Source organism: Clostridium sp. DSM 8431, assembly GCF_900116755.1.
Taxonomy (GTDB): Bacteria; Bacillota; Clostridia; order Clostridiales; family Clostridiaceae; genus Clostridium.
This window is the reverse complement of record NZ_FPBY01000322.1, coordinates 1-1242: the sequence shown is the minus strand read 5'-3', so window position 1 is coordinate 1242 and position 1242 is coordinate 1. Positions and strand designations below refer to the sequence as shown.

The 1242-nt window shown below is 28.2% G+C and carries 2 protein-coding genes; both read right to left on the bottom strand.

From position 1 onward, the window contains the following. Positions 1-115: 115 nt before the first annotated feature. A complete protein-coding gene (locus tag BM384_RS17140) occupies positions 116-481 on the bottom strand; it encodes an ABC transporter permease (RefSeq protein ID WP_090015495.1) in 366 nt (121 codons plus the stop codon). Further along, complete coding sequence (locus BM384_RS17135) at positions 481-1161, bottom strand: ABC transporter ATP-binding protein (RefSeq protein ID WP_090015493.1); 681 nt, start codon at positions 1159-1161, stop codon at positions 481-483. The genes BM384_RS17140 and BM384_RS17135 overlap by 1 nt, the downstream gene beginning before the upstream one ends. Between the last annotated feature and the right edge of the window lie 81 nt (positions 1162-1242).

Here is a 1242-nt window from a genome sequence, read left to right as displayed (position 1 = left end):
AAATATATTTTTGATAAAATTCAGGAATATCCGTTATTTATACAGGGTAGACATCCTTATAAAATCAAGAATTTTAAAGGTCGTCCACCTATATTTGAATAGCTAGTTTTATTTATCACTCTATTTCATAATTGAGCCTTATTTTTTCATAATACCTTTTATCTCCTTTGCTTATATAAGCTGTTCTATCTGTACCATTAATAGGATATATAGTTTCAGTATCAGCCGTATAAATAGAACTATCTTTAACTTCAACATTATTAGCAATTTTATCTACTTGTTCATTATTAAGCTTTGATAACTTAAATTCATAATCACTTGCATTTCTTTCTTGAAGTAGCATTGTATCTTTAAAACTAAATAAGAATGTACCAATGGCAAATATTAAAACAGTTGCTAAAGCTACACCTAAAATAGTTAATACAGTTCTTTTTTTATTTTCTCTCATGTATTTACTAGATAATTCAATGTAACTTTTCATTAACTCCAGACCTCCTGTTTATCAACATTTCCATCCTTTATTCTTATTATTCTATCTGTATTTTCAGCAATGCTTAAATCATGGGTAATTACTATGGCTGTCTGATTATATTTTCTAATTGATACCTTAAGCATCTCCATAATTTCCTTTGAATTTTCACTATCAAGATTTCCTGTTGGCTCATCTGCTAAAATTATTGAAGGCTTATTTATAAGTGCTCTTGCAATAGCAACTCTCTGCTTCTGTCCTCCTGAAAGCTCTGAAGGAAGATGATTTAATCTTTCTTCAAGTCCAAGGGTTTTAACTAAATCATTAAAATAATCTTCATCAATTTTTTGATTATCTAAAAGCGCTGGCATCTTAATATTTTCTTCAACTGATAAAACAGGTATTAAATTAAATGATTGAAAAACAAAACCTATATTTCTTCTTCTAAACACTGCAAGCTTCTCTTCATTTAATCTATATATATCTTTACCATCTATAATAACTCTTCCACTTGTTGGTCTATCTACTCCTCCTACTTGATGAAGGAATGTACTTTTTCCAGATCCACTTGCTCCAATAACTGCAACAAATTCACCTTTTTGAACTTCTATATTTACATTATCTAAAGCAACAACCTTATTGTCTTTCTTTCCATAAACTTTACTTAAATTTTCTGTTTTTATTATACTCATTAATTATCTACCCCTTGTATAATCTAGTTGTAACATTTGATAGAAAACTATTTACTATTCTAACGAACATTACATGTCTAA

Excerpts from the sequence above, each read along its gene's own strand:
- BM384_RS17140 (WP_090015495.1), bottom strand. The coding sequence starts at position 481 with ATGAAAAGTTACATTGAATTATCTAGTAAATACATGAGAGAAAATAAA.
- BM384_RS17135 (WP_090015493.1), bottom strand. The coding sequence starts at position 1,161 with ATGAGTATAATAAAAACAGAAAATTTAAGTAAAGTTTATGGAAAGAAA.